Below are 3,471 nucleotides of genomic sequence, written 5' to 3' on the forward strand. Positions count from 1 at the left end.
CTTGTATGATACCCCTTAACATTTAACTAATAAATGTAAGCTTTTTTTAGACACAGGGAATAAACCATGTGCTAAATATTAAATATATAAATTTAGTATTTTGACACAGTTTTTAAGATTTTGTGCTAAAAATGGCTTTGATTTTGGATAAAAATCTTTGTTTGAAATAAAACAGAATACAAGAAAGAAACAAAGCTAATTTTTATTTATTAAAAAAGGGATATAAAATGAAATTAGACGGTATAAAATATTTTGTTGGGGTAGATGTAAGTAAAGATACTTTAGATATATGTTTTTTAACTACTGATGAAACTAAAAAAGACTGTTATAAAATTAAAAATAATCATACAAATATAAAAGCTTTTTTTGATAGTTTTAAATTCAATGAAATCGCAGTTTGTTATGAAGCAACAAATAATTATCACATAGAATTGGCTAAATATTTCACAAATCAAAAAATATCTTATTCAGAAATTAATGCTTATAAATCAAGTTTATTTTTAAAACACTTAACACATATAAAAACTGATATCACAGATAGCTATGGACTTGCTTATTATTGTAAGCATTTTGGAAATACTTTTATACAAAGCAAATTTAATTCTAAATATAAATTAATTCAAAGTTACAATTCGACTTATAGTATAGTTGTAAAAATGCAAACACAACTTAAGAATTTTGAAAAATCGCAAATAAATGCAAATGATGAAACATTAAAACAAATCATTATAAATTTAAAAAATATCATAAAACAAACTTTAAAAAGACTTGAAGATATAGCCTATGAACTTTTAAAAGATGAAATACCAGTAACTGACGAGATAATCAATAACAATAAAGGAATAGGTAAAAGTTTAGCATTAAGTCTTTTTCCAATTCTTCATTATAACAGAAATAAATCATCAAAAGAAATTATAAGTTATTTGGGTTTAAGTCCAAGAATTTATGAAAGTGGAATATCTGTAAAAAAATCACAAAAAATAAATAAAATCGGCAATTCAAACATAAGAAGAATTTTGTATTTATCTGCTTTGTCTTGCATAAGACATAATGAAGTATTTAAACAGCGTTATGAAAGACTTTTATCAAATAATAAGTCAAAAAAAGTTGCTATTGTTGCTGTTATGTGTGCAATTATTAGGTATTTAAAATCAAGGTATTTTAAAGATGATATCTATAAATAAAACAGAAGCAAAAATACTTCATTATGTTTTAAACAAATTCAAAAACAATCAAGGAGTAATAGAGATAAAAAGAAAAGAAATAGTAGAAATTTACGGTATATCAAAAAGCGTTTTAAGTTGCACTATAAACAACTTATATTTATTAGAAAATAAAATAAATAATTCAAATAAAGGAACAAAAAATGACAAAAAATGAAATGCAAAATTTCAAAAAGTTTTATCAAATAATGAACTCAAATAATGATACTTTTATACAAAAAATAAAAGTAATAAAATTAAACAAAAGTGAGGGTAAAGAAAAAACAGATAAAGACGGTAATCCTGTAATAAATCAAGCAACAGGAGAAGTTGAAAAGTGGGATGATAGTTATTATTTAACTTTTCTAGCAATGAATTCAGGTGGAACTCACTCAACAAGAATATCTCAAGAGCAATTTATAACATTAAAAGAAGAATTTGTTTATGTAGCAACTGGAAAGATAGAATATGTAAGTTATAAAGATAATTATAATACAGTTCCAACAGTTAAATTTGAAAGTTTTGAAGACTTTGAAAATTACCTTGTTTCACAACTTGAAATCACTACTTTACAACAAGAAAAAAGTATTTCTGTCGCAGAAGCAAAAAACACTACTTACACAAAAGCTCCTTAAAATGGAGCTTTTTATTTTGTTGCCGCCCTATTTATCAATAGGGTTAGGTGGGACACAGTCAAAAAAGAGATAAAAAATGATAAATCAAAGATTAAAATTAATCAATGAAAATTTACGCAAAAATTATCAAAAAAAATATAGAAAAACATTGCTTGCATTTAAGCCATTTATGGCTATGACAGATTTTGAATTAATAGAATTTTATTTAAAATATGACCATTCATATTCAAATTTACATAGATTAGCCATTATGGAAAATGAAATGTTTGATAGAGATATGCAAAATATCATAAAACTATCAAAGAAACATAATTTAAATGATTTAGAAGCTATAAAAATAAGTTTGGAAAATAGAATGATAATCTCATATAAGGAAATCAATATGACATATTTAAAATGGATATTAAAAGGTTTTGGTAGGTCATTAAGTAAGCAAGAAGATAGAATAAAATTAAATAAAATACTAAATGATTTAAAAGACTTTTTAGGATTTGAAGAGGTAAAAATTGATGATTGGGAATATGACAGTCATATGCTTCATATCTATACTGAGTTTATAAATAACAAATACTTTTCAAAAACTACAAGTGGAGATAATTTACATCGTAAAATAACTGGAAATGATTTTATAATTTATTTTAGTTTTGAAGCAGATAAAAGTATAAATTTAGATAAAAAGTTCATTGATTTTTTAAAAAGTGAATTAAGATGAAAAAATTAAAATTTAGAAATTTAATTAAAACTATATATTTACAAGATTGTTACGAAGAGCCTATCAACTCTTCGTATTTTATAAATGAAAAAATAAGAGAATTTATAAATACGCTTGAAAACTCTTATTATTTCAGACGGGATAATTGTATCATTTACAAACAAACTTTACAAGGTAAAAAGCCTTATTTTTATGTATTACTTTCAAAAATAGATAATGATTGCATTTTAAAAATCTTTAGAGTTTAAAAATGCTATATGATGAAAAAAACATAAAAATACTTCATCAAGGTATAGATACTCTTGTAATTGGTGTAAAATGTGCTGATGAAATTTTTTATAATACAACTTATAGCGTTTTTTTAGATAATTTAGCAAAATTAAAAAATCAAGCAAAAGATATAAATAGCTATGGTGAAAAATTTGTAAAATCAACACTTAATTTGAATTTAGGCGATTTTTTAATTTCAAGTAAAGGTATTCAAAATTACACCTATTTATTTAAAAATGATGATATCTTTGTAAGTGTAGCAAATACTAAATTTGAAATAAAGAATTTATATCATTTAAAAGTTCAGTTTAGGAGTAGATTTTTACTTGTATTTGGTCATCAAAAAGCTTATGAATTTGTAAGTCAAATGCTAAAAAGAATATTTGCTAATTATTATGAGGTAACACTTCTTAGATTTGATTTATGCACTGATATAACAGGTATAAAATATACTCCAAATGATTATTTTAAATTTCGCACAACTAGAAAAATATCAAATCATATTGATAGCACAAATTTTGATAGTTTAATCGATAATGATGAAAAAGAGATGAAATTTATAGATTTTTCATCAATGGATACAAAAGCTTTTATAAGGTTTAATCAATTTGAGGGAGTGAGTTTTGGAAAAAGTCCTGCAATGTTTAGAATT

The 3,471-nt window shown here is 23.2% G+C and carries 5 protein-coding genes and 1 pseudogene; all 6 read left to right on the top strand.

Annotation, left to right across the window (positions count from 1 at the left end; genetic code table 11):
• The first annotated feature begins 227 nt into the window (after positions 1 to 227).
• The gene (locus O6B72_RS09225) at positions 228 to 1,184 is read left to right on the top strand and encodes a transposase (RefSeq protein ID WP_269492980.1); all 957 of its coding nucleotides are present in this window, start codon (positions 228 to 230) and stop codon (positions 1,182 to 1,184) included.
• Complete coding sequence (locus tag O6B72_RS09230) at positions 1,168 to 1,380, top strand: hypothetical protein (RefSeq protein ID WP_269484391.1); 213 nt, start codon at positions 1,168 to 1,170, stop codon at positions 1,378 to 1,380. Before O6B72_RS09225 ends, O6B72_RS09230 begins: the two co-directional genes overlap by 17 nt.
• Positions 1,367 to 1,837 carry a hypothetical protein gene (locus O6B72_RS09235; protein WP_269492981.1) on the top strand — a complete coding sequence of 157 codons (471 nt, stop codon included), beginning with the start codon at positions 1,367 to 1,369 and terminating at the stop codon, positions 1,835 to 1,837. Before O6B72_RS09230 ends, O6B72_RS09235 begins: the two co-directional genes overlap by 14 nt.
• Before the next feature lie 76 nt (positions 1,838 to 1,913).
• The gene (locus O6B72_RS09240; protein ID WP_269492982.1) at positions 1,914 to 2,549 is read left to right on the top strand and encodes a hypothetical protein; all 636 of its coding nucleotides are present in this window, start codon (positions 1,914 to 1,916) and stop codon (positions 2,547 to 2,549) included.
• A complete protein-coding gene (locus O6B72_RS09245; RefSeq protein ID WP_269492983.1) occupies positions 2,546 to 2,797 on the top strand; it encodes a hypothetical protein in 252 nt (83 codons plus the stop codon). Before O6B72_RS09240 ends, O6B72_RS09245 begins: the two co-directional genes overlap by 4 nt.
• Positions 2,798 to 2,799: 2 nt before the next feature.
• Positions 2,800 to 3,471 (top strand): annotated as a pseudogene (locus tag O6B72_RS09250) (hypothetical protein); the annotation flags it as partial.

The sequence above is a fragment of the Campylobacter ureolyticus genome (assembly GCF_027277485.1).
Lineage (GTDB): Bacteria > Campylobacterota > Campylobacteria > Campylobacterales > Campylobacteraceae > Campylobacter_B > Campylobacter_B ureolyticus_B.

Excerpts from the sequence above, each read along its gene's own strand:
- O6B72_RS09240 (WP_269492982.1), top strand. The coding sequence starts at position 1,914 with ATGATAAATCAAAGATTAAAATTAATCAATGAAAATTTACGCAAAAAT.
- O6B72_RS09225 (WP_269492980.1), top strand. The coding sequence starts at position 228 with ATGAAATTAGACGGTATAAAATATTTTGTTGGGGTAGATGTAAGTAAA.
- O6B72_RS09245 (WP_269492983.1), top strand. The coding sequence starts at position 2,546 with ATGAAAAAATTAAAATTTAGAAATTTAATTAAAACTATATATTTACAA.
- O6B72_RS09230 (WP_269484391.1), top strand. The coding sequence starts at position 1,168 with ATGATATCTATAAATAAAACAGAAGCAAAAATACTTCATTATGTTTTA.
- O6B72_RS09235 (WP_269492981.1), top strand. The coding sequence starts at position 1,367 with ATGACAAAAAATGAAATGCAAAATTTCAAAAAGTTTTATCAAATAATG.